Here is a 25,885-nt window from a genome sequence, read left to right on the forward strand (position 1 = left end):
GCATATTGCGCAGCCCCCAGCAGGCCCGCCACTGCGACGAAAAACAGCGCAAGTTTCGTCATTTTCAGCCCGATTTTTTTGTGATTTCTTCCCTGAACCCGTAACCGACGGTTGCAATGTTAGCGATCTTGGGCAGTCAACCATATGGGTAACGGCCCTATGTTCATGGGGGGGTAAGTGGGTACATCACTTCCGCCTTCCGCCGGCATCGCAGGGGATCAAAGACGAAGGCGCGGACCTGAAGGCCGTGCGCGAATCAGCGCAGTCTAAGCACCTGCTCAAACTCGCCCTTTTTGGACTCCACCATGGAACCGTAGGCCTTGACCATGGCCAAAAAATTGGCGTGGCCGTGTTCCTTGGGGTCAAAGGTCGAATCCAGGCGCTTGATCATGTGCCAGATCGCAGCCTGGCTCACCCAGGCATCGCCCTGGGTTTCCGCCAGCAGGCGAATCGCGCGCCTGAAAATGTCCGCAGCCGGATCGGCCTGCAGCGGCTGTGCTGCGGGCGCGGGCTGGGGTGCGGACTCCATCGGGCTTTCCACCAGATTCTCGTAATAGCGAAACTCGTGGCAACTCTTGGCCCAATGGCGGTTGGTGAACGGACGTGCGCCCACACCCACCAGGGTGCGCCCCGCCGCCTTGATCTTCTGCGACACCGGCATGAAATCGCTGTCCCCACTCACGATGATGACGGTAGCTATGTGGCTGAAGCGGCCAATGTCTTCCATCGCATCCAGGCACAGCTTGATATCGGCCCCATTCTTGGCCGAGCCGCCCGGCGGAAACAACTGGATCAATTCCACCGCGTTTTGCAGCAAGGCATCGCGGTAGCGGCTGAAATACTGCCAGTTGCAATACGCGCGATTGATGGCAATCGGACCGAACGAAGCGGCCAGCTCCACCACCGCCTGGATGTCGATCAGCGGCTCCTGCACCCTGAAGCGGTTGTCCTGCTTGCTATAGGCGCCCTCCTGCCGGGCCTCGCACAGGCTGGCGTGGAGGTTCTCAAAGTCCCAGTAAAGGGCGACGGATGGTTCTTGTTCGTTGATGCGCTGGCGCATGGGATTCCTTCGGTGTTGCAGCGATCCTAACGCGCCAGCACCGTGCCCCTAAGGATTCAATGCCCCATCCGGCCTCAGTGGAATACGGGCCCCTGCGAGCGCATCATGCGTCCCAGGTCAGCCGCACGGGCGGCTTCAACCGCCGCATTCAGCGCCAGAATGTTGGTCTGGAAAGCAATGCCGTCAATGACGTTGATGATGTCCTCAATGCGGCGCGACACATGGCCTGCGGCCTCATTGAACCCGCGCTCTGTGACGATGCGATGTCATGTCAGGGCAGAAGGCTTCCCGCGCAGTGCGCGGCAGGGGTGGCGGCGCAGGCCGCAGCCAAGGCCGCGATTTGCTTCTATTTCAATAGCACCTGCCGCCCGATCCACCTGGGCGGGTGGCTGGAAACCTTGTCAATCCGCGTAAATGCCGGCCTTCTTGATCACCGGCCCCCACTTGGCGATTTCGGTTTCCAGGTGGGTCTTCAGGCCGTTGGCGTTGATCTTGTCCATGGGGGCAATTTCGGAACTCAGGTCGGACATGCGCTGCTTGACCATGGGATCCTGCACCGCTGTATGCAGCGCGGCGGTGATCTTGTCGAGCACGGGCTTGGGCGTGCCCTTGGGCGCGTACATGCCGTGCCAGACCTTGACTTCAAAGCCCTTCATGCCCTGCTCGTCGAGCGTGGGCACATTGGGCAGGGCCGACAGGCGCTTGAGCGTGGTCACGCCAAACACCTTGACGCGGCCATCCTTGATCATGGGCACGGTCTGCGTGGTCTGGTCGCACAGCAGGTCCACCTGGCCACCCAGCAGGTCGTTCATGGCCGGGCCGGTGCCCTTGTACGGAATGGTGTTGAGTTCCACGCCAAGCTGACTCATGAACAGCAGGCCGCACAGGTGCGACACCGCGCCCAGGCCGGCGTTGGCCAGCGACACCTTGTCCTTGTGGCTCTTGATATAGGCCTGCAGTTCCTGCAGGTTGTTGGCCGGAAAATCCTTGCGCGCCAGCAAGGTCATGGGCACATCCACCACCTGGCCGATGTACTCGAAATCCTTCAGCGGATCGAAGGCCAGCTTCTTGTAGAGTGCCGGGGCCGTGGACATGCCCATGTGGTGGATGAAAATCGTGTAGCCATTGGGTGCGGCGCGCGCGACCTTGGCGGCGGCAATCGTGCCGCCGGCACCCACGGCGTTTTCCACCAGCACGGCCTGCCCCAGCGACTTGCCCATGGGAATGGCGATCATGCGCGCCACCACGTCGGTCGGGCCGCCGGCCGCGAACGGAACCACCAGCGTGACAGGCCGATCAGGAAACGGTGCCTGCGCCGATGCCGGGGCAGCCAGGCCTGCCGCCAGCGTCGCCATCGCGGCCATGAGCAGGGTCTTGAGTTTGAGTTTCATCTTGTCTCCTTCTTTGGTTAACACTTCGGTTTCAAAAATTTTCAGAGCCGTGTGGCCACGCGGAACCTGCGGACAAACCCCTCAGCGCGCGCAGGCCTGCGCCAGGGTGCGTTGCGCCAGACGCAGCACCGGCGCGTCCACCATGCGGCCGTCGAGGCTGAACACGCCGCCGCCGGCCGCCTCAAAAGCCGCCTGCACACGCCGTGCCCAGTCGAGTTCGGCCGCGCTGGGGGCAAACGCCGCATTGACCACGGCCACCTGCGCCGGGTGGATGCAGAGCTTGCCGCCAAAGCCGCCGCGCCGGCTGCGCGCCGCGTCAAGGGCCAGTTGGTCCGCGTCCTGCGTGCCGGGCGAAATGCCGTCCACCGGAGCGGCCAGTGCGGCGCGCCGCGAAGCCAGCACCAGTGCCAGGCGCACGGGGGCCAGTTCGGACTCGTCGGGGCCACAGGCCAGGCCCGCGTCGGCCTGGAAATCCAGATGGCCAAAGGCCAGACGCAACACCCGGGGACAAGCCGCCAACGCATTGACGGCATCAAGACCCGCCACCGACTCGATGAGCGGCAGCAGCACGCAGGCCGGGCCCAAGGCGGCGGCGACTTCGGCCAGCCTTGCCGCCGACTCGGCCTTGGGCAGCATGACCGCGCCGACGCCCTGGGTGACCAAGCCACGCAGGGCGGCCAGATCATCGGCATGCCAGGGCGTGCCTACTGCGTTCATGCGCACCAGTACACGATGGCGTTGCGCGGCATCCAGCCCGGCAAACGCCTGCACCAGCGCCTGCCGCGCCAACGGCTTGTCGGCTGGGGCGATGGCGTCCTCCAGATCCACGATGACCGCGTCTGCGCCGGACGCCAGCGCCTTGGCGTAACGTTCCGGCCGGTTTGCCGGCACGAACAGGAAAGAGCGCGCCGAAGCCAGCGCCGTGTTCATGACAATGTCAAGCATGGGCTGGACTCATGCGCGACCTGGCAACAACGCGCCCACCACCGGCACGCTGGCCATCTGCCACAGAACGTCCATGGCGGCCTGCATTTCCGCGGCCGTGGCGCCACCGCTGAAGGCGGCCAGTCGCAGCGCCTTGGCGCTGATCTCTTCACGGCTCAGCGTGTTGCCGGGGTCGCCCTTGGGCTCATCCACACGGCCGTGCAGCGCGCGGCCGTCACTGGTGTGCACCGTGACCTTGCCGATCCAGCGCCGGGGATAGGCGGCATCGACCTCAGCGTCCAGTGCCATGCTCACGCGCTCGCGCAGATTCTGCGTGGCGTCGTCCTGGAAATGCTGCTCGAACTCGGCCAGGCCGGCATGGCCGAAACGCCCCACCAACGCCAGCACCGTGCCCATGGAGAACTTGCTCTGGTGCACCGTGGCCGGGTGCGTCACTGGCCCCAGCACATCGATGGCCCCCTGGTGCACATGCGTGATGACGCGGGCCAGGTCTTCGGGCTTGAGGCCATGGGCCTGCATCACCTGCAGCAGTGCATCGGCCGCCGGATGCGTGTGACGACAACTGGCGTGGTACTTGAACGAGGTCTCGGCCGTGGCCCAGCGTGTACCCAGGCCGTCCGTGAGTTTCGCGGGGTCGGCGTCGCTCGACATGCCGGCCGCCATGCCCTGCGGGCCTTCAAGAATCTGGGCCGCGCCGGTAAAGCCGTCTTTGGCGAGGTAGGCCGACATCAACCCGGCCGCCGCCGCGTGCGCGGTATGCAGTTGTTTCGAATCCGCTGCGGTGCGCAGGAACTCCCACAGGCCCGCCGACTGCGTGCCGGCCGAGCCAAAGGCATGCTGCATCTGCCGCGCATCGAGCCCTAGCAGATGGCCCACGGCCGCCGCGGCCGCCAGCGTGCCGGCGGTGCCCGTGGTGTGGAAGACCTTGTAATGCGAACGTCCGAGGAACTCGCCGACGCGGATACCGACCTCGTAGCCGGCGACCGCGGCGCTGAGCAGCTGCGGCCCGCTGGCGCCCAGCGCCTGCGCGCAAGCCACGGCTGCCGGGAAGACAACCGTGGCCGGGTGGAACACCGAGCCGTTATGCACATCGTCCTGCTCGGCCACATGCGAGGCGGCCGCGTTGGCCATGGCCGCAAAGTAGGGACTGGTGCGGGCACGGCTGACGATCACCTCGGCAGGGCCCGACATGCCGCCGCCCATCGCCTGCGCAAAGCGCGTGATGCTTTCCACCGGGCGGGTGCCATGGCCCGCCACGGCCGAACCAAACCAGTCCACCAGCAGGTCCTCGGCCCGTCGGACCACGGGCTCGGGAATCGCGTCAAAACGCAGGCCGGCCGCAAAGGCGGCGAGCTCGGCAGTGGGAGAGTTCATGCAAGACATCCTTATGAATCAAATCGGCATCCAGCCCTTTAATGGCAGGCGCATATAGCTATACCTTTAATAGCAAACAGCGTGTTGACCGCCGCCCGTCAAATCGCCCTGGCAGCGCGCAGTTGCGCCATGGCTTCATCGCCCCGGCCCAGCTCGCGCAGGATGGCCGCTGTGTGCTGGCCCACGGCGGGAACGGCGTCCATGCGGTAGTCAAAGCTGTTGTTGCGGCCCGGCGGCAGCAGCGCGGGAATGTCGCCGGCCGGCGAGCCCACGGTCTGCCAGCGCTCACGCGCCGCAAGCTGGGGATGGGCCCAGACCTCTGCCATGCTGTTCATGCGGGCGTTGGCAATCTGCGCCTCATCCAGCCGCGCCACGACCTCGGCCGTATTCAGCCGGGCGAACGTGGCCAGGATGATGGCCTTGAGCGCCTCGCGGTGCTCGTTGCGGCGCGCATTGCTGTCAAAGCGCGGGTCGGTGGCCAAGCCAGCCTCCTTGAGCACCACCTCGCAAAACACCTTCCACTCGCGTTCGTTCTGCAGGCCCAGCATCACCGTGCCGCCATCGCCGGCCTGGAACGGGCCATAGGGGTAGATGCTGGCGTGCGAAGCCGCGGTGCGCGGCGGCGGTGGCGCGCCCTCAAACGCGTAATACAAGGGGTAGCCCATCCATTCGGCCAGCGACTCCAGCATGGACACATCGATATGGCTGCCCTGCCCCGTCTTGCCGCGCAGCAGCAGCGCCGAAAGAATGTTGGTGTAGGCATACATGCCGGCGGCAATATCAGCCATCGAATTGCCGGCCTTGGACGGCTCGTCGGGCGTGCCGGTTACCGATAGCAGGCCGGCCTCGCTCTGGATCAGCAGGTCATAGGCCTTCTTGTCGCGGTACGGGCCGTCGTCGCCATAGCCGGAGATATCGCAGACGATCAGTTGCGGATGGGCCTTGCTGAGCGCCTCGTAGGACAGACCCATGCGCGCGGCCGCGCCTGGTGCGAGGTTTTGCACCAGCACATCCGCCTTGGCCAGCAGCTCTTTCAGCGCCGCCAGCGCCGCCGGCTGCTTGAGGTCCAGCGTCAGGCTTTCCTTGGAGCGGTTGGTCCAGACGAAATGCGAGGCCTGGCCCTTGACGCGGCTGTCATAGGCGCGTGCGAAGTCGCCAGGGCCGGGACGTTCAACCTTGATCACCCGGGCCCCCAGGTCAGCCAGTTGCCGGGTGCAAAACGGCGCGGCAATCGCATGCTCGAGCGAAACGACGGTGATGCCTTCAAGCGGTCGTGTCATGTCTGTTCCCGTGTGTCAGAAAGAGCGCGGCAGGCCCAGCTGGTGCTCGGCCACGTAGCTCAGGATCAGGTTGGTCGAGATCGGCGCGACCTGGTACAGGCGGGTCTCGCGGAACTTGCGCTCAATGTCGTATTCGTTGGCAAAGCCGAAGCCGCCGTGGAACTGGATGCAGGCGTTGGCCGCCTCCCACGAGGCCTTGGCCGCCAGGTACTTGGCCATGTTGGCCTGGGCGCCGCAGGGCTGCTGGGCATCGAACAGCTCGCAGGCCTTGTAGCGCATCAGGTTGGCGGCTTCGATCTCGATATAGGCCTCGGCAATCGGGAACTGCACGCCCTGGTTCTGGCCAATGGGGCGGCCGAACACCACGCGCTCGCTGACGTAGCGGGTCACGCGGTCGATGAACCAGTAGCCGTCGCCAATGCATTCGGCGGCGATCAAGGTGCGCTCGGCATTCAGGCCGTCCAGGATGTATTTAAAGCCCTGGCCTTCCTGGCCGATCAGGTTCTCCTCCGGGATTTCGAGGTTCTCGAAGAACAGCTCGTTGGTCTCGTGGTTGACCATGTTGGGGATGGGCCGCACCGTCATGCCGGATTTTTCGGCCTGGCGCAGGTCGACCATGAAGATAGACATGCCCTCGGACTTTTTCTTGACGTCGGCCAGCGGCGTGGTGCGCGCCAGCAGGATCATCCAGTCGGAGTGCTGCACGCGCGAGATCCAGACCTTCTGGCCGTTGATCACGTAGCGGTCGCCCTTTTTCACGGCCGTCGTCTTGATCTTGGTGGTGTCGGTGCCCGTGCTCGGCTCGGTCACACCCATGGATTGCAAGCGCCATTCGCCGCTGGCTATTTTGGGCAGGTACAACGCCTTCTGCGCCTGGGAGCCGTGGCGCAGCAGCGTGCCCATGTTGTACATCTGGCCGTGGCAGGCGCCCGAGTTGCCGCCGCTGCGGTTGATCTCTTCCATGATCACCGAGGCCTCGGCCAGGCCCAGGCCCGAGCCGCCCCACTCCTGCGGGATCAGCGCGGCCAGCCAGCCGGCCTTGGTCAGCGCGTCGACGAAGGCCTCGGGATAGGCGCGCTGCTCGTCAATCTTGCGGTGGTATTCGTCAGGGAATTCGGCGCAAAGCGCGCGCACGGCGTCGCGGATGTCCTGGTATTTGTCGGTCGCGGTTTTGATCATGAACAGTTTTTTGTCTTGGGTAAATTGAATCAAGCCAGCTCGGCAGTGGCTTGCATGGTGAGCCAGCCTTCATGGTCCTCGGCCCAGAGCTTCTCGGCCCGGCCATCGGCCGAGGGCTGGCCGTTCAGCCGGAAGGGGTGCAAATCGAAAGTCGGCCGCACCGCCTTGAAGTTGAAGCGCCTGATGAAGCTGCCCGGTGCGTGGCGGCGCACCAGATCGACCAGCAGCGTGGCAATCAGCGGGCCGTGAACAATCAGGCCCGGGTAGCCTTCAACCTCGGTCACGTACTTGCGGTCGTAGTGGATGCGGTGGCCGTTGAAGGTCAGTGCGGAGTAGCGAAACAGCATCACGTCGTCCGGCACTATCTCGCGCTGCCAGGCCGCGCCCTTTTCCGCGGCCACCGGCGGCGGCACCGGGTCGCCCGGCTGGGCAGCGGCTCGGTAGACGATGTCGTGCTCCTCGGTGAGCGCCAGACCCCTGGCGTTGTGGATTTCATGCTTCACCAGCACAAACAGCAAGTCGCCGCTACGGCCAGCCTTGTGCGTGACCGACTCGATGCGCGAAACCCGCTGGACGGCATCGCCCACCACGAGGGGATTGCCCTGCATCCATTGCAGGCGGCCGCCGGCCCACATCCGGCGCGGCAAGGGCACGGGTGGCAGGAAACCGCCGCGTTTGGCATGGCCGTCGGGGCCAATCTCGCGCTGCCTATGCTGCGGCAGAAAATACAGCCAGTGCCACAGCGGCGGCAGCGCCGTGCCTGGCACAGGCGCCGCATCATCGCGGTCCAGCGTGGCGGACAGCCCGCGCACCGGCGCGGCGGTGATGTCATCGCTCAGGGTTTCGGTCTTGCCGGACCAGCCCTGCAGGTGGGCCAGGGTCGCGGGGTCGAGGGTGCGGATGTCGTCGCTCATGATGAAGGTCCTGAAATCAGTCGACCGCGGCGCCGGAGGACTTGACGATGCGCGCCCACTTGGCGATGTCTTCCGCCAGCAGTGCGGCAAACTGTTCCGGGCTCACGGGCCGCTCGGGTGTGCCGGCCAGTTCCACGCCCTGCTGCTCCAGCGTGGCGCGCAGGCTCTTTGACGCCAGGGTCTTGGCCATGCCGTCCTGCAGGCGGGCGAGCACCTCCTGCGGAACACCGGCCGGCGCGAACAGGCCGATCCACAGCGTGCCGTTGTAGCCGGGGACGGTTTCCGCCAGCGTCGGCACATCCGGCAACACGGGTGAACGGGCGGCACCGCTGACCGCCAGCGCGCGCAGCTTGCCGGCCTTGATGTGCGACAGCGACGACGGCAGGCTGGCGAACAGCAGGGGCAGCTGGCCGCCCAGCACGTCATTGAGGGCGGGCGCCACGCCCTTGTAGGGCACATGCTGGAGCGACACGCCGCCCATGTTGTTCAGCATTTCGCCCAGCAGGTGGTTCAGCGTGCCATTGCCGGCCGAGGCGTATTGGTACTGACCCGGCCTGGCCTTGGCAAGCGCCAGCAACTCGGCAACATTTTTTGCGGGAAAGGACGGATGCACCAGCAGCACATTGGGCACCGCGCCGATCAGGCTCACAGGCCGGAAATCCTTCACCGGATCGAAGCCGGGGGTTTTGTAGAGCGCCGGGTTGATCGCCTGGCTGCTGCTGATGGTCATGAGCAGGGTGTAGCCGTCTTTGGGCCCCCTGGCCACCGCCTGGGTGCCGATATTGCCGCCGGCGCCAGGCCGGTTCTCCACCACCACGGAGCCGCCAAGCACCTCACCGAGCTTCTGGCTCACCAGCCGGCCCACGATGTCATTGGTGCCACCTGCCGCCTGGGGAACGACCATCACGATGGGACGGCTCGGGTATGCCGTCTGTGCCTGCGCCAGCTGCCCCCCCGTGCAAGCCAGCCATGCCAGCGAGCCGGCGATCAGGGCGCGGCGTGGCAGTTGAGGTGAAAGGGAATCGAACATGCACGTGTCTCCTTTTGTGCAGGCATGGTCACCGTTTCCAGCGCTGAAGGCAATCACGGATTTCAAGACCAAGGCTTCTAAATTTCCGAAGGCTTGAAACCAAGGCGTTACCATTCACGCATGCATTTCGACCTGACCGACCTGCGCCTTTTCGTCCTCACCGCCGATGAAGGCAACATCACGCGCGCCGCCGCGCGGCAGCACCTGTCGCTGGCCGCCGCCAGTGCACGCATCAAGGCGCTGGAAGCGCAGGCGGGCCTTCCCCTGCTCTACCGCGAGGCCCGCGGCGTGCGCCTGACGCCGCCGGGCGAGGCCTTTTTACACCATGCCCGCGGCGTGCTGCACCAGACCGAGCAGTTGCGCGCCGATCTGCAGGAATACGGCGGCGGCCTGCGCGGCCATCTGCGCATGTTCGCCAACACCACGGCGGTGAGCGACTTTCTGCCGGAAATACTGCCCGGCTTTCTGTCGGACAACCCGCGCGTGAATATCGACCTTCAGGAAAAGCCGAACGCTGAGATCGCGCGCGGCGTGCTCGACGGGCGCGCCGACATCGGCATCGTGGCGGGCCAGGTGGACACGCTTGGCCTGCAGGCCATCCACTTCAGCACCGACCGGCTGGTGCTGGTGACGGCCCGCAACCACCGATTTGCGCGCCGCAAGAAAATCGCGTTTGCCGAGACCCTGGACGAAGACGCCGTGGGCATGCAGTACGGCAGTACGCTGCAGACCTTTCTGGCGCAGGTGGTGGAATCCCTCGGCAAGCCGCTGAAACTGCGCATCCAGCTCTCCAGCTTCGACGCCATGTGCCGCATGATCGGCGCCGGGGTGGGCGTGGGCATCGTCCCCGAAAGCGCGGCGCGCCGCAACCGCGAGAGCATGAACCTGGCGCTGATCGAACTGACCGACGCCTGGAGCGTGCGTGAGCGCTACATCCTCGTGCGCGACCAGAAAGCCCTGCCCGGTTATGCGCGGGCCCTGATCGAGACGCTGATCGGCCATTACCGGGAGCCATAACCTATCGGACACAGGCCGGACTCCAGGCCCGCCTGCCCTCCGGAACAGGCTTCAGGCCTGTGGATACAGCTCCAGCAAACTGCGCTTGAGCACCTTGCCGCTGTGAGTCATGGGCAGGGACGCGATGGGCACCACACGTGCAGGCCGTTTGTACGGGGCCAGGTTCTCCCTGATGAAGGCCTGCAGGGCCGCCATGTCGATCACCGCATCGGGCGCGGGCTCGACAAACGCGAGTATTTCCTCGTTGCCGTCGGACTCGCGCCGCCCCAGCACGGCGCTGCGCTGGATGCCGTTAAAACTGTTGAGCACAGCCTCCACTTCACCCGGGTACACATTGAAGCCGGAACGGATGATCATTTCCTTGAGCCGGCCCACCACGAAGAGCGCGCCGTCCGGCGCGAGGTAGCCCAGATCGCCGCTGGCATACCAGCCGCCGGGGCGCATCACCTGGGCGGTGGCCGCCTCGTCGCCCAGGTAGCCGGGCATCAGGCCCACGCCGCGCATCCATATCTCACCGCGCTCGCCGGCCGGCGCATCGCTGCCCGTGCTGTCCACGATGCGCAGTTCAGCGCCCTCCACCGGGTAGCCTGCCGACGTGTCATGGCGCGCCACACCTCGCGTGCTCAGGCATAACGCGCCGGCATATTCCGACAGGCCGTAGCCGTGGTACAGCGGCTGGCCAAAGCGCGACTCGACCGCCTGCTTGAGCGCCATGTCCAGCGGCGCGGCCCCGGTGTAGACATAACGCAGGCGGGGACAGTGCGGCTTGGCGATACCGGCCTCGTCCAGCCAGGCCAGCAGGCGCGTAAACATGGCGGGCGGCCCTTGCAGGTTGGACACGCCGAGCCGGGCCAGCGCATCAAACACGTCTTCAGGGTCGAAGCGGCTGCGCATCACCAGGCCGGCGCCGGCATACAGCGACGCCATCAGCACGGTGCCCAGGCCGAAAATATGCGTCATCGGCAAATAGGCATAGGACAGGTCGTCCGGCCCCAGGGCCCGCGAAGCCGCGGAAACGCGCGCAAACTGCAGCAGCCCGGCATGGGTCACCAGCACGCCCTTGGGCGCGCCGGTGGTGCCGGAGGTGAAGATCACTGCGGCCACGCGCTGCACCAGTTCGCCCTGTTCGGCCAGCGCTTCGGCCCGCACCGGGCTGCGCTGCAAAGCCGCAATGGCCGAAGCCCGTGCATCGGCGCGAACGGCGTGCTGTTGCGCCGCCGCCGACACGCCGCTGGTGAAATAGGTCACGCGGGGGTCGGCCTTTTCCACAAAGGCCTTGATCTCGCCCGGCGACATGCGGGCGTTGACGCCGCAGGACCAGGCACCGACGCGGCTGCAGGCCAGGATCAGCGCCACGTGTTCGGGGCAGTTTTCGGCCACGATCATGACCCGGTCGCCGGGACGCACGCCATCGGCGCGCAGCTCCTGCGCCAGCAGCTCTATCCAGGTACCGAGCGCGGCGTAACTCATGCTCGCGTCGGGCAAGATCAGGAAAGGCCGCTCGGGCGAGTCCTTCAGGCGCTGGTCAAACAGCGAATGGATACGGTGATCAGTCATGCAATGTTCCGGGGCAAAAGACAAAAAAGAAATCGTGGGTCATCGCTGCGGGGCCGGCCTCGGGGAGGGTCCGATGCGAACCGGTTCGCACAGCGTATTGCTCGTATGAAGCAGGGCCTGCTCAATCCACCTGAATGCCTTTGGTCACGGTTGCCCACATGGCCAGCTCCTTGCTGGCGCGGTCCGACAGGGTCTTGGGCGAGCCCAGCCACAAGTCATACCCCTGCTCGACCAGCTTGCTGCGAAGTTCCTCGTTGGCAAGCGCCCTGCGTGTCGCATCGTTGTAGCGGTCCACGATGGCAGCCGGCAATTTGGCCGGGCCGTACAAGCCATACCAGCCGCCCACCTCGTAGTCGGCAACACCTTCCTCGCGCATGGAGGGTACCTCGGGCAGCGAGGGATTGCGCTCGCGCGACGTGACGGCCAGCGCGCGCACCCGACCCGAGGCGATGTAGTTGCGGGCACTGCCAACAATGTCGAACATCATGTTGAGCTGCCCGCCGATCACATCGGTCATGGCCGGGGCATTGCCTTTGTAGGGAATGTGGTTGAACTCGGTGCCCGTGCGCTTGGCAAACAGCTCGCCACTGAGGTGGTTCGAAGCGCCCACGCCGGCCGAGCCATAGGTCAGCTTGCCGGGGTTGGCTTTGGCGTAGGCCAGCAGCTCCTTGACGTTTTTGAAGGGCTGGTCCTTGCTGACCACCAGCACGTTGGAATAACTGAGGATGGGGGCGATCGGGCTGAGGTCTTTGGCCGGGTTGAACGACATGGACTTCAGGACGTGCGGACTGATGGTGATGGTCGGGCTGGCGGCAAAAAACAGCAGCAGCCCATCGGGGACGGCTTTGGCCACCGAGTTTCCGCCCAGCACCCCGCTGGCACCGGGCCGGTTGTCCACAATCACCGCCACGCCCAGCTCCTTGGCCAGCGCCGGGGCAAACAGCCGGGCTGCCGCGTCCACCGGCCCGCCTGCGGCATAGCCGACGACCAATCGAATGGGCTGCGAGGACTGCGCCTGAGCGGCCAGCGGCCCTAATGCCATCAGCCCGAGCAGGGCCACAAAAAGCCCCCGACGGGCACGCTTGACAGGTTTGAGCTTGTCCATTGTCTTTGTCTCCATTGTTGTAAAAAAACGGAACTCACGACCGCATGGGCACGAAGTCATCTGAATCTGCGGCCCGCTCAGACACCGGCCGCAATCGACACGCGACGGTCCAACCCGGGGCCCCATCACGGTCGAACGTATTTGAAGGTGCCCATGGCCTTGGCAACGATGTCACCGGCCTCATCCTCGATGCGCGCTTCGCAAAAACACACCGATCGCCCGCCGCCCACCGCCGTGCCATATGCCGTCAGACGACCGCGACCCGGCTTGAGGAAGCTGGTGGACATGTCGATGGTGACCACGGCCCGTTGAAAGCCGGATTTGGAGAGTGCTGCGCTGGACATGACGACATCCAGCAGGGTCATGATCACGCCGCCATGCGTGGCATGAAAGTTATTGGTCAATTCCGCACGGGTCTCCAGCACCATCCGGGCCTGCCCTGCCTCGCAGAACTCCCGCCGCATGCCCAGCAATCGATTGAATGGGACCTTGGAAAACAAGGTCGATGTATCGACATCAGGCAAGGTCACTTCAGCATCCATCACACACTCCTTCATCAAATCGCAGCACATCGCGGTTGCGGGCTTTCATGCCGTGGCGTCCCGCACCATGTTGCGGGCAATCACGATCTGCTGGATCTGGCTGGTGCCTTCATACAAGCGGAACAGGCGCACGTCACGGTAGAAGCGCTCGATGCCATATTCGCTGAGATAACCGGCGCCGCCAAAGATCTGAACCGCCCGGTCGGCCACGCGGCCGCACATCTCGGAGGCGAACAGCTTGCTGCAGGATGCTTCGGTCGCCACATTCCGGCCCTCGTCGCGCTTGCGTGCGGCGTCGATCACCATGCATTTGGCCGCGTACAGTTCGGCCTGACTGTCGGCCAGCATCGCCTGCACCATCTGGAACTCGGCGATGGGCTGGCCGAACTGCTTGCGGTCCATCGCGTAGTTCAGCGCATCGCGCAGCATGCGCTCGGCCACGCCCACGCAGATGGCGGCGATGTGGATGCGGCCTTTCTCCAGCACCTTCATCGCCGTCTTGAAGCCCTGCCCTTCCTTGTGGCCGATCAGCTGGCTGGCCGACACGCGGCAGTTCTCGAAGATCACATCGGCCGTGTGCGCGCCGCGCTGTCCCATCTTCTTGTCGACCTTGCCAATCGACAGGCCGGGCGTACCGGCTTCCACGATGAAGGCCGAGACGCCGCCCGAGCCCTTGTCGGCCGGGTTGGTGCGCGCCATCAGCGTGAAGATGCCGGCTTGCGGCGAGTTGGTGATGAAACGCTTGGTGCCGTTGACGATGTAGTGGTCGCCGTCGCCATCCGTTCCCCGAATAGCGGTGGTGCGCAGCGAGGCGGCATCCGAGCCGGCGTCGGGCTCGGTCAGCGCAAAGGAGGCGATCAACTCACCGGTGGCCAGCTTGGGCAGGTACTTGGCCTTCTGCTCCGGTGTGCCATCGAACAGGATGCCCTGGGAGCCGATGCCCACGGTGGTGCCGAACAGCGAACGGAAGCACGGCGAGGTCTGGCCCATGGCCAGCATCACCTCCACCTCCTCTTCCATGGTCAGGCCCAAGCCGCCATATTCCTCAGGCACGGTCAGGCCGAACAGGCCCATTTCCTTCATTTCATCGACGATGTCCTGCGGGATTTCGTCGGTCTCAGCCACCAGCGCCTCGGCCGGCACCAGCCGCTCACGCACGAAGCGGTTCACGGTGTCCAACAGGGCATTCATTGTTTGGGGATCGCGGATCATCAGGTGTCTTTCGGGTCTTGATTGTTCAGAGGGCTTCAGCCGTGCCCAGAATGGCCGTGGACTGGCTGGAAAGGGTGCCGCCATTGCCATGCGCCAGCGCGGTCTTGACGCCCGCCACTTGGCGGTCACCGCCTTCACCACGCAGTTGGCGCACGGCCTCGATCAGCGCGAAGATGCCGTACATGCCCGGATGCACGCAGGACAGGCCGCCGCCGTTGGTGTTGACCGGCAGGCGTCCGCCGGGGCCGATGGCGCCGTTCTCGACGAAGGCGCCAGCCTCGCCCTTCTTGCAAAAGCCCAGGTCTTCCAGGAACAGCAGGGTGTTGATGGTGAAAGCGTCATAGAGCTGCACCACGCCCATGTCCTTGGGTGCCAGGCCGGCCATCTCGAAGGCGCGGCGGCCCGACTCGCTGGCGGCCGTCACGGTCAGGTCGTGCATGGACGAGATCTGGCGGTTCCACACCGCCGTGCCGTTCCCCAGCACATAGACCGGCTTCTTCGGCAGGTCCCTCGCCCGGTCGGCGCGCACCAGCACATAGGCGCCGCCACCGTCGGTGACTAGGCAGCAGTCACGCACCGAGAGCGGGTCGCTGATCATGCGCGCGTTCAACACCTCGTCAATGGAGAGCGGGTCGCGCATGAAGGCCTCGGGATTGAGACGCGCCCAGGCACGCGCGGCCACGGCCACCTCGGCCAGCTGCCGGCGCGTGGTGCCGAACTCGTGCATGTGGCGCGAGGCCGCGAGCGCGTAGGCCGAGGGCGGGTTGAACGGCGCGTAGGGCGTCTCATAGGGTTGCGGGTCCAGCCACTTGCGCGCGGCACCAATCTCGCGACGGCCGAAGGTCGCCGTGCGCTGCGCGCTGCCGTAGCAGACCAGCACGGCATTGCACTGCCCCGATTCCAGCGCGCGCATGGCCGGCAGCAGGTGGGCGATGAAGCTGGAGCCGCCGATCATGGTGCCGTCGACATACGAGGGACGAATGCCCAGGTACTCCACCACCGGCATGGCCCACATGGTGGCCCCGGCGCTGGCGGTGCACAGGCCGTCGATGTCGCTCATCTTGAGGCCCGCATCGGCCACGGCGGCGCGCGCCGAGCGCGCCAACAGCTCCATGTCGGTGAAGCCGGGCGCCTCGCCGCAGCCGAAGGTGGCCACGCCCGCAATGACCGCGCGTCCTCGCAGCGGGTCGGGCGTGCGGATGGTGGCCACGCCCGACACGGCCTTGGGCGCCGCGGCCGGCCGGGCAGCCGGGGCCGCCACAACAGCATCGATCGCATCGAAGACCACCAGCCCGTGCCCGTCGGTCAGCTGCACGCGCGCCTTCACGCGCTGGCCGATCTTCACCTCGTCGGGCTTCAGGCCCTCGACCCGGCTCATGAGCCGCACGCCTTCGTCGAGCTCGATGACCGAGACGTTGTAGTCGCCACCGTCCGCGGGCTTGCGGCGCACCGTGGTCGCGGCATGCACCGTGCCCCTGCCCTTAGGGGCCACGAAGGCCAGATCGCCGCTGCCGCAGTGCGGACAGAGCTCGCGCGGGAAGTAGACGTGCCGGCCGCAGCCGCCACATTGCTGGATGACGAAGCGGCCCTGGTCGAGTTCGGCTTGGTGGCGCGCCAGCACGCCGTGGGTGTTCTGCGTTTCGCTCATGGTCGGTGCTCCGTGGCTCAGATCGGGTCCCAGCTGAACACGTCGCCGGAACGGTCCAGGTCGAAGAAGCTGGCCTTCAGCGCCGGCAGCGCGTGGGCCGCCACGCTTTGGGGCGTCCAGCCCTCGCCGCGGTGCACCGAGCGCACCGGGCGCGGCTGGCTGATCAGGAAGATCTCGTTGTTGCGCACGGCAAAGATCTGGCCGTTGGCGTAGGCCGATTCATCGCTCGCCAGGCACACGGCCAGCGGTGCAATCTTTGCCGGTGTCATCTGCTTGATGCGCTCCACGCGCGCCTGCTCTTCGGGCGTCTCGGTCGGGATGGAGCCGATCATGCGGCTCCAGGCAAACGGCGCGATGCAGTTGCTGCGCACGTTGAACTTCTGCATGTCCAGCGCGATGGACTTGGACAGGGCCGCGATGCCCAGCTTGGCCGCCGAGTAGTTGGCCTGGCCGAAGTTGCCGATCAGGCCCGAGGTGGACGTCATGTGGATGTAGTTGCCGCTGCCCTGTTCCTTGAAGTGGTTGGCGGCGGCGCGGCTCACGTAGTAGGCGCCGTACAGGTGAACCTTGATGACCGCGTCCCACTCGTCCAGGCTCATCTTGTGGAAAAAGCGGTCGCGCAGGATGCCGGCGTTGTTGACGACCACGTCGATGCGGCCAAAGGTGTCGAGCGAGGTCTGAATGATGCGGCTGGCGCTGACAGCCTCGGACACAGTGTCGGTGTTGGCCACGGCCTCGCCACCCAGCGCCTTGATTTCATTGACCACCGCCTGGGCAGGGCCGGTGTCAACGCCCTCGCCCGCCACCGAAGCGCCAATGTCGTTGACCACCACCCGGGCGCCTTCGCGCGCCATGGCCAGCGCGATGTCGCGGCCGATGCCGCCGCCAGCGCCTGTCACCACGACGACCTTGCCTTCTACCATGCGTGTGTTGTTGCTCATACGTATCTCCTTGTCTGATTCAAATGATGAAATAAGGCGTCAGGTGCGGGCCGGCCACTGGAACAGCGCCGGCTCCTTGTTGACAAACCGGTTGACCGCCGTGCGGTGATCTGCAGTACCCATGGCCAGCGCCTGGCCGTTGGCTTCCTGCTCCAGCAGCGCAGGCAGGTCCGCGCCCCAGCCTGCCAGCGTGCGCTTGACCAGGCTGACAGCCATCGGTGAGGCGTTGACAAAGCTGGCCGCCAGCGCCTGCGCGCGGGGCAGTAGCTGCTCAGGTGCGTGCAGCTCCATGGCAATGCCCAGCTGCAGGGCCTCGGCCGCATCGATGTCGCGTGCCGACAGCATCAACTCCTTGGCCCGCTGCACGCCCACGATGCGCGGCAGGGTGTAAAACGCGCCGCAGTCGGGCACCAGCCCCACGCGCATGAAGGACATGCAAAAACGTGCGCGCTGCGTGGCCAGCACGAAGTCGGCCACCAGCGCCAGACTGAAACCAGCACCATAGGCCGCGCCGTCGACCGCGGCGATCACCGGCCGGTCCAGCGTCAGCAGGTCCTGCAGCCACTCGTGCAGATCCTGCAGCCGATTGCGCCAGCCCTGGTTGTCCAGCCCCACGGTGGCGATGTTGCGCAAGTCGCCGCCCGAGCAGAAATGGCCGTTGGCGCCGGTGATGACCAGGGCGCGGATATCCCTGTCACTGCGCACGGTGGCGACCACCTGCGCGATTTCCTCGCGCATGGCCGGATCCAGCGCATTGCGCTTGGCCGGGTTGTCCAGCGTCAGCGTGGCGACCTGGTTCTGAACGTCGAAGTGGATGGTTTTGAAAGTGTTTTCCATAGGGTCCTCGTTGGGGCTTCAGGTCCGTCACACAGCCAGTGCCGCGCCCAGATCACGGCCACCCGCCAGTGAGCTGCCGCCATCGACCGGAATCACGGCGCCGGTCACGAACTGGGCATGGCGCGACGACAGAAACAGCGCCATGTCGGCAATCTCTGCGGTGGTGCCAAAGCGGCGCAAGGGCACGGAGGCCACCATCTTCGCCAGCGCCTCGGGCGTCGGGGCCAGGCGGCGCACGCCTTCGGTATCGCCCACCGGGCCCGGCACGATGGAATTGATGCGGATGCCCTCGGGGCCCCACTCCATGGCCAGTACCCGGGTCAGCATGTCGATACCGGCCTTGGCCGCACAGACGTGGGCCTGGTACATCGTGGGGTTGAACGACTGCGGCGCCGAAATGTTGAGTACTGAGGCCCCCGGCTTGCGCAGAAGCGCATGGGCCGCTCGCAGCACATGGAAGGTGCCGTTGAGGTCGATGTCAATCACGGTGCGAAAGCCCTTGGGCGACATGCCCAGCGCCGGCGCCACGAAGTTGCCGGCCGCACCGGACACCAGCACGTCGAAATCGCCGATGGCCGCGTGGGCCTGCGCCAGAGCCGCCGCAATGGCATCGGCATCGCGCACGTCAGCGCTGTAGCCGTGGGCATCGGTGCCCAGCGCCCGCAACTCGGCCACGGCCGCATCCACTCGCTCCTGCGAGCGGCTGGCAATCGCCACCTTGGCGCCGCGCGCGGCGAAGGCCTTGGCAATGGCCAGGTTGATGCCGCTGCTGCCGCCCGCCACGAAGACGGCACGACCCTTGAAATCGTTGATATCCATAAGAGTCCTGGTGTCAGTGAATAAAGGCGTTCAGGCTTGCGGGGCAGCAGCGCGCTGCGCCTCCTGGAGCTCGCGCCAGAGGATTTTTCCGGTGCCGGACTTGGGCAGGCTGTCCATGAACTGCACCAGGCGCGGCGCCTTGTAGACCGCCATGTGCTCGCGGCACCAGTCGATGATGTCCTGCTCGGTCACCTTGCCGCGTTGCTCGGGCCGCAGCACCACCAGCGCCTTGACCGTCTCGCCACGCTTGGCGTCATCCACAGCCACAATGCAGGCTTCATGAATCGCCGGATGCTGGTACATGGTGCTCTCCACCTCGGCCGGCCAGACCTTGTAGCCTGAGGCATTGATCATGCGCTTGAGGCGATCGCGCATGAAGAAGTAGCCCTCCTCGTCGATGCTGGCCAGGTCCCCGGTGCGGAAAAAGCGCTTGCCATCCCGCTCGAAGAACGCCGCCTGGTTGGCCTCCTCGTTGCGCCAGTAGCCCTGCATGACCTGCGGACCGTGCGTCACCAGCTCGCCGACCTCGCCCTGCGGCAACTCCTGCAGTGTGACCGGATCGACGATGCGCGAATCAACGCCCGGTGCGGGTACGCCCAGGCACTGGCGCTTGCAGCGCGTGATCGGGCTGGCGTGCAGGAAGGAGGCGGTCTCGGTCAGACCATAACCCTCGTTGTAGGCGATGCCAAAACGCTCCAGCAGCATGCTGGCCACCGACTCCGGCATGGCCGCGCCGCCGCCCGAAAGCATCGCCAGGCTGGTGATGTCGCGCTGCTGCGCCTCGGGTTGGGCGAAGAAGTCAATCAGCATCGCGGGCGGAGCCGTCCAGACCGACACCCGATGACGCTCGATCAGGCGCGCCGCCGCGGCGGCGTTCCAGCGCGGCAGCATCACCACGGTGGCGCCCAGCGTCATCGGCAGGTTCATCGCGTTTTGCATGCCCAGCATGTGGAACAGCGGCGCCACGGCAAGGAACACCGACTCCGCATGCAGCGCGCGCCACAGCTGCGAGGCGATGGCCGACGCCAGCACGGTGGCATGGGTGTGCATGCAGCCCTTGGGATGGCCGGTGGTGCCCGAGGTATAGGGCAGCACGCACAGCTCATGCGCCTGGGGCAACTCCGGCGGAGGCTGCAGGTTCAGGGCAATGGCATCTTCCAGCGCCGTCAGTCGCGTGTCGCCCAGCGGCTGGCGCGGGGCACGCACCACCTCGGGCACATCCTCGTCCTGCGACTGCGACGGCACCCCGTCGCTGTAGGCATGGACCACCACGGCCTCCAGCCCGCCGGCCAGGGCCGGCGCCATGCAGGGCAGGACCTGCGGCAGCAGCTCCTGCGCCACCAGGGCCACGCGGGCGCCGCTGTCCTCGATGTAGTACTGCAGCTCGGGCGCGGTGCTCATGGCATTGACCGGCACCACGGCGGCGCCCACACGCAGCACCGCATAGTAGGCCGTCACGAACTGCGGGCAGTTCTGGCTGAGCAGCAGCACCCTGTCGCCGCGCTGCACCCCCAGCCGCTGGCGCAGAAAGCCGGCCAGCGCATCCACCCGGGCCTGAAGCTGCGCATAGGTGAGCACCGCGCCGCAATAGACGATGGCGGGCTTGTCGGGGTAGCGCTGGGCGGCCACGTCCAGGTAATGGGTTAACGGCACCTGCGGCACACTGACCTCGTGCGGCAAGCCCTTGGGCCAGAAGCGGTAATGGGGGGCGAGCATGCCGTGTGTCTCCATGTTTTTCTAAAGTGCCGCCAGTGCGTGAACACGCGATTCACCGGTCCATGGACCGGGCGATGATTTCCTTCATCACCTCGTTGGCGCCACCGTAAATTTTGCTCACGCGCACATCGGCGTACATGCGGGCAATCGGGTATTCCGTCATGTAGCCGTAGCCGCCGTGCAACTGCAGGCACTCGTCGATGATCTGGCAGTTGGTCTGGGTGGTCCACCACTTGGCCATGGCAGCGGTGGGCACGTCCAGTTCGCCGCGCAAGAGGCGCTGGATGCAGTCGTCCACGAAGCTGCGCGCCACCGTCGCCTGGGTCTGGCACTCCGCCAGCTTGAAGCGCGTGTTCTGCATCGCCATCAGCGGCTGGCCGAAGATCTGGCGCTGGCGCACGTAGGCCGTGGTATCGGCGATGGCGCGGTGCATGGTGGCCACGGCCCCGACGGCGATCAGCAGGCGCTCCTGTGGCAGTTGCTGCATGAGCTGAACAAAGCCCCGGCCCTCCTCGCCGCCGAGCAGGTGGTCCACCGGCACGCGCACCTCGTCAAAGAACAGCTCGACCGTGTCCAGCGTTTTTTGACCCAGTTTTTCCAGGATGCGGCCGCGCCGGAAGCCCGGCAGCCCGTCGGTCTCCAGCACCACCAGCGACACGCCCTTGGCGCCCGCCTCGGCGTTGGTCTTCACCGCCACGACGATCAGGTTGGCGTGGTAGCCGTTGGTGATGAAGGTCTTGGAACCGTTGATGACGTAGGTATCGCCATCGCGCCGCGCGCTGGTCTTGATGCGCTGCAGGTCGGTGCCGGCGCCGGGCTCGCTCATGGCAATGGCCGCCACCAGCTCGCCGGTGGCCATGCGCGGCAGCCAGCGGCGCTTTTGCGCCTCGCTGCCATAGGCCAGGATGTAATGGGCCACGATGCCGCTGTGCACGTTGTTGCTGAACGCCGCCACCAGCGCGGCAGACTGCTCTTCGCAGATCACCGCCTCGTGCAGAAAGCTGCCGCCGCCGCCACCGTATTCCTCGGGAATGCTGGCGCACAGCAGGCCGGCCTGGCCGGCCTTGGTCCAGATCCCGCGGTCGGCATGGTGCTGCTCGGTCCAGCGCTGCTCGTGCGGCACGCACTCGTTCTCGAAAAAGCGGCGCGCCGTGTCGCGCAGCATTTCAAGGTCGGCATCCATCCAGGATCGCTTAGCCTGGATCATGGCTTGCCCCCACCACACACCAGCACTTGTCCGCTCACATAGTTGGACTCGGGAATGCAGAACATGTACACCGCACCCGCCGCCTCTTCGGGCGTGCCACCGCGGCCCAACGGGATCGTGGCCTCCGCGTTCTTCAGGATCTGCGGGTTCACGCCCACCTTGATCTGCTGGCCGGCGATGTCGATCTTGGCGTCGGCATCGGCCGCCGCCTCGGTCAGGCGCGTCATGATCAAGCCGAAGGCCACGCTGTTGACATTGACCTTGTAGCGTCCCCATTCCTTGGCCATGGCCTTGGTCAGGCCGTTGATGCCGGCCTTGGCCGCGGCATAGTTGGCCTGGCCCGCGTTGCCGTAGACGCCGGAGGTGGACGAGATGTTGACGACCTTGCGGAACACCGGGGTGCCGGCGTCGGCCTCGCGCTTGGCGGCGTCGCGGATGAAGCCCGAAGCGGCGCGCAGGATGCGAAACGGCGCTGTCAGGTGCACCGCCAGCATGGCTTCCCACTGCTCGTCGCTCATCTTCTGCACCACGTTGTCCCAGGTGTAGCCGGCGTTGTTGACGATGATGTCCATGCCGCCGAAGCTGTCCAGCGCCTGCTTGACGAAGCGGTCGGCAAAGCCGGTCTCGGTCACGCTGCCGATGCAGGCCACGGCCTGGCCGCCCCTTGCGACGATGTCTGCTACGGTTTGGGATGCAGGTTCGGCGTCCAGGTCGTTGATGACCACGCGAGCGCCCTCGCTGGCGAGCTTGAGCGCGATTTCACGACCGATGCCGCGGCCGGAGCCGGAGACGAGGGCCACCTTGCCTTCGAGTTTGCGAGTCATGTTGGGTTCCTTCCGTAGTTCTGTGATGTCATGGCAGCGCGATCAGCGCCTCACCCGCCAGCTTGGTCTGGCCGTCCTGGTTGGTGGTGGACAGCTCGACGCGTGCGCGCCGCTCGCCGTCCTGCTGCAGCAGCTCCACCACCCGGCCGGCGCAGGTGATGCGCTCGCCGACCTGGGTGATGGCGGCAAAGCGCACGCTGAAGTCGCGGATCGACGCCTGCGGCACCCAGTCGGTGAGGACACGGCCGAGCCACGCCATGGACAGCATGCCGTGGGCGAACACGTCGGGCATGCCGGCCGCTTTGGCAAAGTCGGTGTCCACGTGGATCGGGTTGTGGTCGCCCGAGGCGCCGCAATAGAGGGCCAGGGTCAGGCGCGAGATCGGCGGCGTCTGGAACGACGGCAAGGCATCGCCCACTTTCAGAACGTCCAGGTCCGTTGCAGATACAGTCATGTCATTTCCCCATCGCGTTGCGGATCACGGTGACGCAGCGCAGCTCGGCCACCCGTTCGTTGCGCTGGTTGGTCACGCGCGTCTTGCGCACGACAAACTCCAGCGCCCCGCCCTTCTTGTCGTAGATGTCGGCTATGCGCTGCTCGAACGTCAGCGTGTCGCCCGCATAGGCCATGGCGTGGCAGGTGAAGCCCTGCTCGCCGTGCAGCAGACTGCGGTAGTCCATGCCCAGCAGGTTGCGGATGGCCGCGGGGTCGGGCGACTCCATCTCCAGGCAGAACAAAAAGGTGGGCGGCACGGGCAGGCCCGGATGGCCCGCCGCGCGGGCAGCCGCTTCGTCGCTGTAGATGGGATCGGTCTGGCCCGTCGCCTTGGCGAAGAAGCGCAGGCGGCCGGCCTCCACGGTGGTGCTGAAGGCGGGCATGGTGTGCCCGATGAAGCCTTTGTCGATCATGGTGCTGCCCCCGTCAAACCGCCTGGTACAGCGTGACCACGCAAGCGCCACCCAGTCCCAGGTTGTGCTGCAGCGCCAGCCGCGCGCCTTCCACCTGGCGCTGGTCAGCCTGGCCGCGCAACTGCCACACCAGTTCACAACACTGGGCCAGCCCGGTAGCGCCCAGCGGATGCCCCTTGGACAGCAGGCCGCCCGAAGGATTGGTGACGATGCGGCCACCATAGGTGTTGTCGCCATCCAGAATGAATTTCTCGGCCGTGCCTTCGGGCGTCAGACCCAGGCCTTCGTAGGTGATGAGTTCGTTGGCCGTGAAGCAGTCGTGCAGCTCCACCACGTCCAGGTCTTCCGGTCCTATGCCGGCCGCCTCGTACACCTGCCTGGCCGCGGCCGCCGTCATGTCGTAGCCGACCACCTTGCGCATGTCATCGCTCTCGAAGGTGCTGGGCGTGTCCGTGGTCATGGCCTGGGCCGCGATGACCACGCGCATGTCGAGCTTGTGCTTTTTGGCAAAGTCGGCCGAGCAGACGATGGCCGCGGCCGCACCGCAGGTCGGCGGGCAGCACTGGTAACGAGTCAACGGATCGAACACAGTGGGTGACGCCATCACTTCGTCGAGCGTCAGGGTCTGACGGAACACGGCCAGCGGATTGCGCGCGGCATGCTGGCGTGCCTTGACCGAGATGCGGCCAAAGGTGTCGGGCCGGATGCCGTACTGCTTCATGTAGTCGCGCCCGGCGCCGCCAAAGAACTGGGCCGCGCGCGGCGTGTCGGGCAGGTAGCCCTGGTGCGCCGTCATGACCTCGGCGAAGCGGGCCATCGGCGACGGGCGGTCGTCATAGGCGCCCTTCAGCGCCCCCGGCACCATCTGCTCGAAACCCAGCGCAATCGCGCATTCGACCATGCCGCTTTCCACCGCCTGGCGCGCCAGGAACAGCGCAGTCGATCCCGTGGAACAGTTGTTGTTGAGGTTGAACACCGGGATGCCGGTCAATCCCACGCCGTAGATGGCGGCCTGGCCGGCGGTGGAGTCGCCGTAGACATAGCCCACATAGGCCTGCTGCACATCGGCGTAGTTCACACCGGCGTCGTCGAGCGCCAGCTTGGCGGCACGGGCACCCATCACGGTGTAGGGGTCGCTGGCACCGGGCTTGGTGAAGGGAATCATGCCGACGCCGACGACGTGAACGGCTCTTTTCATCTGGGTCATGGGAGACTTTCCTGGTTGCAGTTAAATAGGGACAGGTGCCGCTCGCTCAGTCGAGCGAAATACGAGCGTCCTTGATGATCCTGGTCCACATCGGCATATCGCGCGCTATAACACCCGCCAGCTCGTCGGGCGTACCGCCCACCGGGCGCAAGCCCATGGCCGTCAGGCGGCCATTGAGCTCGGGTGAACGCACGATCCTGCGAATCTCGGCCGAGAGCTTGTCCACGATGGGCTTGGGCGTGCCGGCTGCCACAAATGCGCCAAACCAGCCGTTGGACTCGAAGCCGCTGTAGCCGAGCTCCGCGAAAGTTGGCACATCCGGCACCGCCGGGTGACGCTGTATGCCTGTAATGGCCAGAATGCGGAACCTGTCGGACTTAAGGTATGGATTGGCCGACGACACATCAATGAAGGCCGAGGCCAGTTGTCCGCCCAGCACATCGTTAACCAGAGGTGCCGCACCCTTGTAGGGAATGGCAGCCAGGTCCACACCCGCCTTCATCTTCAACTGCTCGCCATGCAGGTGCGATGAAGTGCCGTTGCCATAGTTGCCGTAGTTGTATTTCCCGGGATTGTTTTTGGCCAGGGCCACAAATTCCGGCAGGGACTTTGCGGGCGCGTCGCGCGGCACCACAAACAGATCAGCGGACAAGGCCAGCTGCGACACAGGAGCGAAGTCCTTCACCACGTCATAGGGCAGCTTGGCATACAGCGCGGGCGTCTGGATCATCGCGGTGATGCCGATCAACACCGTATAGCCATCGGGCGCCGACTTGGCCACGATGTCGTTACCGGTGATCCCGCTGGCGCCCGGCTTGTTCTCCACCACCACGGGCACACCCCAAGCCTGACTGAGCTGTGTTCCGATGGCGCGGCCAATGAAGTCGGCACCGCCACCCGCCGGGTAAGGCACCACGAAACGTATCGGCTTGCCGGGATAAGCGCTCACCGGTGCAGCGGTTTGTGCACACACGACCACAGGTGCCGCGCCCATCGCTGCGGCCAGCGTGGCGCCAAGAGCCAGGCGCAGGGTAGTACGACGAAAAGAGTTCATGCTTTGTCTCCGGTGTTATTGGCAAGAATGACAACCTTGCTGCAAAAATGCTTCGGCAAGGTGACCATGGGCCTTAGTGTGAAAGAAGCAAGGCGCCGGGCCAATAGCCGTTTGACAC

24 protein-coding genes and 2 pseudogenes are annotated in these 25,885 nt (G+C 65.7%); 1 reads left to right on the top strand and 25 read right to left on the bottom strand.

Annotation, left to right across the window (positions count from 1 at the left end; translation table 11 throughout):
• Positions 1 to 256: 256 nt before the first annotated feature.
• From PJE01S_RS21730 to PJE01S_RS21765, 9 genes and pseudogenes are all read right to left on the bottom strand, one after another.
• Positions 257 to 1,060, bottom strand: a complete 804-nt coding sequence (locus tag PJE01S_RS21730) for an NYN domain-containing protein (RefSeq protein ID WP_068835813.1) — start codon at positions 1,058 to 1,060, stop codon at positions 257 to 259.
• Positions 1,061 to 1,167: 107 nt separating this feature from the next.
• Positions 1,168 to 1,314, bottom strand: a pseudogene (locus PJE01S_RS24810) (methyl-accepting chemotaxis protein); the annotation flags it as partial.
• Positions 1,315 to 1,461: 147 nt separating this feature from the next.
• Complete coding sequence (locus tag PJE01S_RS21735) at positions 1,462 to 2,451, bottom strand: tripartite tricarboxylate transporter substrate-binding protein (RefSeq protein ID WP_068835814.1); 990 nt, start codon at positions 2,449 to 2,451, stop codon at positions 1,462 to 1,464.
• 81 nt (positions 2,452 to 2,532) lie between these two features.
• Entirely contained in the window at positions 2,533 to 3,396 is an 864-nt protein-coding gene (locus PJE01S_RS21740) for an HpcH/HpaI aldolase/citrate lyase family protein (RefSeq protein ID WP_068835815.1), read from the bottom strand.
• A gap of 9 nt (positions 3,397 to 3,405) precedes the next feature.
• Positions 3,406 to 4,770, bottom strand: a complete 1,365-nt coding sequence (locus tag PJE01S_RS21745; RefSeq protein WP_068835816.1) for an MmgE/PrpD family protein — start codon at positions 4,768 to 4,770, stop codon at positions 3,406 to 3,408.
• A gap of 98 nt (positions 4,771 to 4,868) precedes the next feature.
• Positions 4,869 to 6,050 carry a CaiB/BaiF CoA transferase family protein gene (locus PJE01S_RS21750; protein WP_068835817.1) on the bottom strand — a complete coding sequence of 394 codons (1,182 nt, stop codon included), beginning with the start codon at positions 6,048 to 6,050 and terminating at the stop codon, positions 4,869 to 4,871.
• 15 nt (positions 6,051 to 6,065) lie between these two features.
• Positions 6,066 to 7,229, bottom strand: a complete 1,164-nt coding sequence (locus PJE01S_RS21755) for an acyl-CoA dehydrogenase family protein (RefSeq protein ID WP_068835839.1) — start codon at positions 7,227 to 7,229, stop codon at positions 6,066 to 6,068.
• A gap of 29 nt (positions 7,230 to 7,258) precedes the next feature.
• Positions 7,259 to 8,143: an HTD2 family dehydratase gene (locus tag PJE01S_RS21760; RefSeq protein ID WP_068835818.1), complete on the bottom strand. Its 885-nt coding sequence runs from the start codon at positions 8,141 to 8,143 to the stop codon at positions 7,259 to 7,261.
• A 16-nt stretch (positions 8,144 to 8,159) separates the two neighbouring features.
• On the bottom strand, positions 8,160 to 9,173 hold the full coding sequence (locus PJE01S_RS21765) for a Bug family tripartite tricarboxylate transporter substrate binding protein (protein WP_068835819.1): 1,014 nt from the start codon (positions 9,171 to 9,173) through the stop codon (positions 8,160 to 8,162).
• Between the two features lie 120 nt (positions 9,174 to 9,293).
• Here PJE01S_RS21765 and PJE01S_RS21770 point away from each other — a divergent pair, with 120 nt between their 5' ends.
• Positions 9,294 to 10,190 (top strand): LysR substrate-binding domain-containing protein, encoded by an 897-nt coding sequence (locus PJE01S_RS21770; protein WP_068835820.1) that lies wholly within the window; start codon positions 9,294 to 9,296, stop codon positions 10,188 to 10,190.
• A 51-nt stretch (positions 10,191 to 10,241) separates the two neighbouring features.
• Here PJE01S_RS21770 and PJE01S_RS21775 read toward each other — a convergent pair whose 3' ends face one another.
• From PJE01S_RS21775 to PJE01S_RS21845, 16 genes and pseudogenes are all read right to left on the bottom strand, one after another.
• Complete coding sequence (locus tag PJE01S_RS21775; protein ID WP_068835821.1) at positions 10,242 to 11,747, bottom strand: class I adenylate-forming enzyme family protein; 1,506 nt, start codon at positions 11,745 to 11,747, stop codon at positions 10,242 to 10,244.
• A 121-nt stretch (positions 11,748 to 11,868) separates the two neighbouring features.
• Entirely contained in the window at positions 11,869 to 12,852 is a 984-nt protein-coding gene (locus PJE01S_RS21780) for a Bug family tripartite tricarboxylate transporter substrate binding protein (RefSeq protein WP_084389698.1), read from the bottom strand.
• 125 nt (positions 12,853 to 12,977) lie between these two features.
• The gene (locus PJE01S_RS21785; protein WP_068835822.1) at positions 12,978 to 13,394 is read right to left on the bottom strand and encodes a PaaI family thioesterase; all 417 of its coding nucleotides are present in this window, start codon (positions 13,392 to 13,394) and stop codon (positions 12,978 to 12,980) included.
• 45 nt (positions 13,395 to 13,439) lie between these two features.
• A complete protein-coding gene (locus PJE01S_RS21790) occupies positions 13,440 to 14,606 on the bottom strand; it encodes an acyl-CoA dehydrogenase family protein (RefSeq protein WP_068835823.1) in 1,167 nt (388 codons plus the stop codon).
• A 25-nt stretch (positions 14,607 to 14,631) separates the two neighbouring features.
• Entirely contained in the window at positions 14,632 to 15,825 is a 1,194-nt protein-coding gene (locus PJE01S_RS21795; protein ID WP_068835841.1) for a thiolase family protein, read from the bottom strand.
• Between the two features lie 105 nt (positions 15,826 to 15,930).
• Positions 15,931 to 16,254: pseudogene (locus PJE01S_RS26090) on the bottom strand (Zn-ribbon domain-containing OB-fold protein); the annotation flags it as partial.
• Between the two features lie 17 nt (positions 16,255 to 16,271).
• A complete protein-coding gene (locus tag PJE01S_RS21800; RefSeq protein WP_068835842.1) occupies positions 16,272 to 17,177 on the bottom strand; it encodes an SDR family NAD(P)-dependent oxidoreductase in 906 nt (301 codons plus the stop codon).
• Positions 17,178 to 17,234: 57 nt separating this feature from the next.
• Positions 17,235 to 18,032, bottom strand: coding sequence for an enoyl-CoA hydratase/isomerase family protein (locus tag PJE01S_RS21805; protein ID WP_068835824.1), 798 nt, complete (start codon positions 18,030 to 18,032; stop codon positions 17,235 to 17,237).
• A 27-nt stretch (positions 18,033 to 18,059) separates the two neighbouring features.
• Positions 18,060 to 18,851 (bottom strand): SDR family oxidoreductase, encoded by a 792-nt coding sequence (locus tag PJE01S_RS21810; RefSeq protein WP_068835825.1) that lies wholly within the window; start codon positions 18,849 to 18,851, stop codon positions 18,060 to 18,062.
• A 30-nt stretch (positions 18,852 to 18,881) separates the two neighbouring features.
• On the bottom strand, positions 18,882 to 20,567 hold the full coding sequence (locus tag PJE01S_RS21815) for a long-chain-fatty-acid--CoA ligase (protein ID WP_068835826.1): 1,686 nt from the start codon (positions 20,565 to 20,567) through the stop codon (positions 18,882 to 18,884).
• 52 nt (positions 20,568 to 20,619) lie between these two features.
• Positions 20,620 to 21,750 (bottom strand): acyl-CoA dehydrogenase family protein, encoded by a 1,131-nt coding sequence (locus PJE01S_RS21820; RefSeq protein ID WP_339374692.1) that lies wholly within the window; start codon positions 21,748 to 21,750, stop codon positions 20,620 to 20,622.
• A gap of 20 nt (positions 21,751 to 21,770) precedes the next feature.
• Positions 21,771 to 22,598 carry an SDR family NAD(P)-dependent oxidoreductase gene (locus PJE01S_RS21825; RefSeq protein ID WP_068835828.1) on the bottom strand — a complete coding sequence of 276 codons (828 nt, stop codon included), beginning with the start codon at positions 22,596 to 22,598 and terminating at the stop codon, positions 21,771 to 21,773.
• A gap of 28 nt (positions 22,599 to 22,626) precedes the next feature.
• Positions 22,627 to 23,052 (bottom strand): MaoC family dehydratase, encoded by a 426-nt coding sequence (locus PJE01S_RS21830; protein WP_068835829.1) that lies wholly within the window; start codon positions 23,050 to 23,052, stop codon positions 22,627 to 22,629.
• A 1-nt stretch (position 23,053) separates the two neighbouring features.
• Complete coding sequence (locus PJE01S_RS21835) at positions 23,054 to 23,506, bottom strand: MaoC family dehydratase N-terminal domain-containing protein (protein WP_068835830.1); 453 nt, start codon at positions 23,504 to 23,506, stop codon at positions 23,054 to 23,056.
• Between the two features lie 13 nt (positions 23,507 to 23,519).
• Complete coding sequence (locus PJE01S_RS21840) at positions 23,520 to 24,704, bottom strand: lipid-transfer protein (protein ID WP_174548573.1); 1,185 nt, start codon at positions 24,702 to 24,704, stop codon at positions 23,520 to 23,522.
• 55 nt (positions 24,705 to 24,759) lie between these two features.
• Positions 24,760 to 25,767 (bottom strand): Bug family tripartite tricarboxylate transporter substrate binding protein, encoded by a 1,008-nt coding sequence (locus tag PJE01S_RS21845; protein WP_068835832.1) that lies wholly within the window; start codon positions 25,765 to 25,767, stop codon positions 24,760 to 24,762.
• Positions 25,768 to 25,885: the final 118 nt, after the last annotated feature.

The sequence above is a fragment of the Polaromonas jejuensis NBRC 106434 genome (assembly GCF_001598235.1).
GTDB classification, from domain to species: domain Bacteria; phylum Pseudomonadota; class Gammaproteobacteria; order Burkholderiales; family Burkholderiaceae_C; genus Polaromonas; species Polaromonas jejuensis.

Coding starts and splice junctions, on each gene's coding strand:
- PJE01S_RS21800 (WP_068835842.1), bottom strand. CDS start 17,177: ATGGTAGAAGGCAAGGTCGTCGTGGTGACAGGCGCTGGCGGCGGCATC.
- PJE01S_RS21810 (WP_068835825.1), bottom strand. CDS start 18,851: ATGGATATCAACGATTTCAAGGGTCGTGCCGTCTTCGTGGCGGGCGGC.
- PJE01S_RS21835 (WP_068835830.1), bottom strand. CDS start 23,506: ATGATCGACAAAGGCTTCATCGGGCACACCATGCCCGCCTTCAGCACC.
- PJE01S_RS21745 (WP_068835816.1), bottom strand. CDS start 4,770: ATGAACTCTCCCACTGCCGAGCTCGCCGCCTTTGCGGCCGGCCTGCGT.
- PJE01S_RS21805 (WP_068835824.1), bottom strand. CDS start 18,032: ATGGAAAACACTTTCAAAACCATCCACTTCGACGTTCAGAACCAGGTC.
- PJE01S_RS21755 (WP_068835839.1), bottom strand. CDS start 7,229: ATGATCAAAACCGCGACCGACAAATACCAGGACATCCGCGACGCCGTG.
- PJE01S_RS21730 (WP_068835813.1), bottom strand. CDS start 1,060: ATGCGCCAGCGCATCAACGAACAAGAACCATCCGTCGCCCTTTACTGG.
- PJE01S_RS21815 (WP_068835826.1), bottom strand. CDS start 20,567: ATGCTCGCCCCCCATTACCGCTTCTGGCCCAAGGGCTTGCCGCACGAG.
- PJE01S_RS21735 (WP_068835814.1), bottom strand. CDS start 2,451: ATGAAACTCAAACTCAAGACCCTGCTCATGGCCGCGATGGCGACGCTG.
- PJE01S_RS21785 (WP_068835822.1), bottom strand. CDS start 13,394: ATGGATGCTGAAGTGACCTTGCCTGATGTCGATACATCGACCTTGTTT.
- PJE01S_RS21825 (WP_068835828.1), bottom strand. CDS start 22,598: ATGACTCGCAAACTCGAAGGCAAGGTGGCCCTCGTCTCCGGCTCCGGC.
- PJE01S_RS21790 (WP_068835823.1), bottom strand. CDS start 14,606: ATGATCCGCGATCCCCAAACAATGAATGCCCTGTTGGACACCGTGAAC.
- PJE01S_RS21760 (WP_068835818.1), bottom strand. CDS start 8,143: ATGAGCGACGACATCCGCACCCTCGACCCCGCGACCCTGGCCCACCTG.
- PJE01S_RS21840 (WP_174548573.1), bottom strand. CDS start 24,704: ATGAAAAGAGCCGTTCACGTCGTCGGCGTCGGCATGATTCCCTTCACC.
- PJE01S_RS21765 (WP_068835819.1), bottom strand. CDS start 9,173: ATGTTCGATTCCCTTTCACCTCAACTGCCACGCCGCGCCCTGATCGCC.
- PJE01S_RS21780 (WP_084389698.1), bottom strand. CDS start 12,852: ATGGACAAGCTCAAACCTGTCAAGCGTGCCCGTCGGGGGCTTTTTGTG.
- PJE01S_RS21830 (WP_068835829.1), bottom strand. CDS start 23,052: ATGACTGTATCTGCAACGGACCTGGACGTTCTGAAAGTGGGCGATGCC.
- PJE01S_RS21740 (WP_068835815.1), bottom strand. CDS start 3,396: ATGCTTGACATTGTCATGAACACGGCGCTGGCTTCGGCGCGCTCTTTC.
- PJE01S_RS21845 (WP_068835832.1), bottom strand. CDS start 25,767: ATGAACTCTTTTCGTCGTACTACCCTGCGCCTGGCTCTTGGCGCCACG.
- PJE01S_RS21775 (WP_068835821.1), bottom strand. CDS start 11,747: ATGACTGATCACCGTATCCATTCGCTGTTTGACCAGCGCCTGAAGGAC.
- PJE01S_RS21820 (WP_339374692.1), bottom strand. CDS start 21,750: ATGGATGCCGACCTTGAAATGCTGCGCGACACGGCGCGCCGCTTTTTC.
- PJE01S_RS21770 (WP_068835820.1), top strand. CDS start 9,294: ATGCATTTCGACCTGACCGACCTGCGCCTTTTCGTCCTCACCGCCGAT.
- PJE01S_RS21750 (WP_068835817.1), bottom strand. CDS start 6,050: ATGACACGACCGCTTGAAGGCATCACCGTCGTTTCGCTCGAGCATGCG.